Consider the following 2,632-nt stretch of genomic DNA (forward strand, 5'->3'; position numbering starts at 1 on the left):
GCGCCCGTACGCACGTCCTCCGCCTACTCCGTGTCGGAGCCGATCGCCTCCAGCAGCGGGATGCGCGCCGCGCGGCGGCCCGGCCACAGGGCGGCGAGTACGCCGATGGCGGCGGTGGCGGCGAAGCACAGGGCGATCCGGTCCCAGGGCAGCGCGAGGGGGACGCTCTCCTGGCTGAGGACGGCCGCCGCGCCGAAGAAGATTCCGGAGAGGAGGCCCATGGCGGCTCCGAGCAGGGCGATGGCGACGGATTCGAGGCGCAGGACGGAGGCGAGGCTGCGGCGGTCGAGGCCGAGGGCGCGCAGCAGGCCGATCTCGCGGACGCGTTCGGAGACGGCCATGCCCATGGTGTTGACGACGCCGAGGGCGCCGATCAGGACGGTGACGCTGAGCAGGCCGTACATGATGTTCAGGAGCGGGGCCATCCGTTCGGCCGCCGCCTGGCGGGCGTCGGCGCGGTCCTGGATGAGGAGCGCGGGGTTGTCGAGCGTGCGCCGGATGGCGTCGCGGAGGGCCGCGGTGCGGCCGGGGGCGGCGTCGACGAGGACGGATTCCACGTGGGGGCGGTGCTCGGCGTCGGTGGTGTGCGGGAGGGCGGCGGTGGAGATGAGGGCGGGGGTGAAGGAGTCCGGCGCGTCGTAGATCGCGACGACGGGCAGCGTGGTCCGGGCGGTGGAGCCGGCGGCCGTGGCGGGGACGCGGGAGCCGAGCCGCCAGCCGTGGAGGTCGGCCGTCTGCTCGGTGACGGCGATGCCGTGGCCGAGGCCCTTCAGCGAGCCTTCGCGGATGTCGATGGGCGCGAGCCGGGCCACGGTGGCGGGGTTGACGGCGGTCGCCGTGAGGGTGTCGCGCTCGCCGGGGATGGTGAGTTCGGTGCGGATGACCGGGGTGACGGCGGCGGCGTCGGGCAGTTTCGCGACGCGGTCGGCGACGTGCGGCCCGATCTCGGCGAAGTCGACGGCCGTGATGCGCAGGTCGGAGGTCATGGCGCGGTCGGCGTCCCGTTCGTCCGCGCGGGTCGCCGAGGAGACGACCACGGTGACGGCGGTGACCATGGCGAGGCCGACCATGAGGGTGGTGGCGGTGGCCGCGGTGCGGCGGGGGTTGCGGCGGGCGTTCTCGACGGCCAGCTTGCCCCGGATGCCCGCGAGCCGCGTCATCGGGGAGCGCAGCAGGCGGGTGGCGCCCAGGGCGAGCAGCGGGGCCAGGACGATCAGGCCGATGAGGAGGACGGGCACGGCGAGGAAGAGGAGGTTCTCGTCGCCGGTGGCGGCCCAGGTCAGCAGCGCGCCGAGGGCGGTGACCGCCCAGCCGGCCCGGTTGCGGCGGCGCAGCGCGGCGGGGACCGGCGGTTCGTTGGTGCGCAGCGCCGCCACGGGCGGCACGGAGGCCGCGCGGCGGGCCGGAAGGTACGCGGAGAGCGTGGTGACGCAGATGCCGACGGCGAACGCCGCGAGCAGCGGCGCCGGGGTGAGCAGCCGCAGCGGGGCGGCCGGGCCGTCGGCGACGCCGAACAGGGTGTTCAGCAGCGCGGCCACGCCGACGCCGAGCGCGTACCCGGCGGCCGCGGCGACCGTTCCGACGAGCGCGGCCTCGGCGAGGACGAGGCGCATGACGTACGCGCGGGTGGCGCCGACGGCGCGCAGCAGGGCGTGTTCGCGGGCGCGGGCGGCGCTGAGCATGGTGAAGGTGTTGGCGACGAGGAAGGTGGAGACGAACAGCGCGATGCCGGCGAAGCCCAGCAGCAGCGTGGTGAGCTTGTCGTTGTCGGCAGCCGAGGCGGAGGAGTCGGAGTCCAGTTCCGCGGCGGTGACGGCGCGCAGGCCGGTGGGCAGCTTCCGCTGGGCCAGCTCTGCCAGCTGGGTGTCGGCGGTGCCGTCGGCGGCGGTGAGGGTGATCGCCGAGTACGTGCCGGGGGCCGCGAACTGCCGCTGCGCGGTGGTCGTGTCGTAGGCGGTGAGGGTGGCGCCGGAGGCGGTGCGGCTGTCCTTCGCGGTGAAGACGCCGACCAGCCGAACGCTGCGGGCGGCGCCGCCGACGACGACGCGCACCGTGTCGCCCACCTTCTGCCCGGCCCGTTCGGCCGCACCCCGGTCGACGGCGATCTCCGAGGCGGTGCGGGGGCCGCGGCCCCCGGTGAGGGGGTAGCGGGGGTCCTTGCCGGTGGCGTCGGGGGCGTAGTTGACGCCCGTGGCCCGGTAAAGGTCGCCGACGAGGGTGCCGTCCGGGCCGACGAGGAAGGAGCGGCCCTCGGCGGTGCCGCGCGCGGCGGCGGCGCCGGGGAGCGCGCGGAGCTTGCGCAGCAGCGCGTCGTCGAGCCGGGGCGCGGAGCCGGACCCGGCCCCATCGGCCGGCCCGGTCGGCTCGTCGGCCTTGACGGTGACGGACACGTCGGGCTGCGAGCCGGCGTGTGCGCGGGCCATGGCGGTACGGACGGAGTCGCTGTAGATGAGGGAGCCGGTGACGAACGCGACGCCGAGCAGGACGGCGAGGGCGGGCAGCGCGAAGCGCAGGCGGTGGGAGCGCAGGCTGCGGGCGGCGGTGCGGAGCAGGGACGGGGTGCGGGTGCGCTTCCCCCGTTCCCGCGGCGCCTGCGTACGGGGGGCGCGGGCATCGGTCCTCTGACGCATGG

The 2,632-nt window shown here is 76.2% G+C and carries 1 protein-coding gene; it reads right to left on the reverse strand.

Annotated features, from left to right (window positions below; all coding sequences use genetic code 11):
• Nucleotides 1-23: 23 nt before the first annotated feature.
• The coding region (locus ACFU99_RS40355; RefSeq protein ID WP_384402767.1) for an ABC transporter permease at nt 24-2,632 on the reverse strand (2,609 nt) is incomplete at its 5' end.

It is taken from the genome of Streptomyces sp. NPDC057654, from assembly GCF_042800135.1.
Lineage (GTDB): Bacteria > Actinomycetota > Actinomycetes > Streptomycetales > Streptomycetaceae > Streptomyces.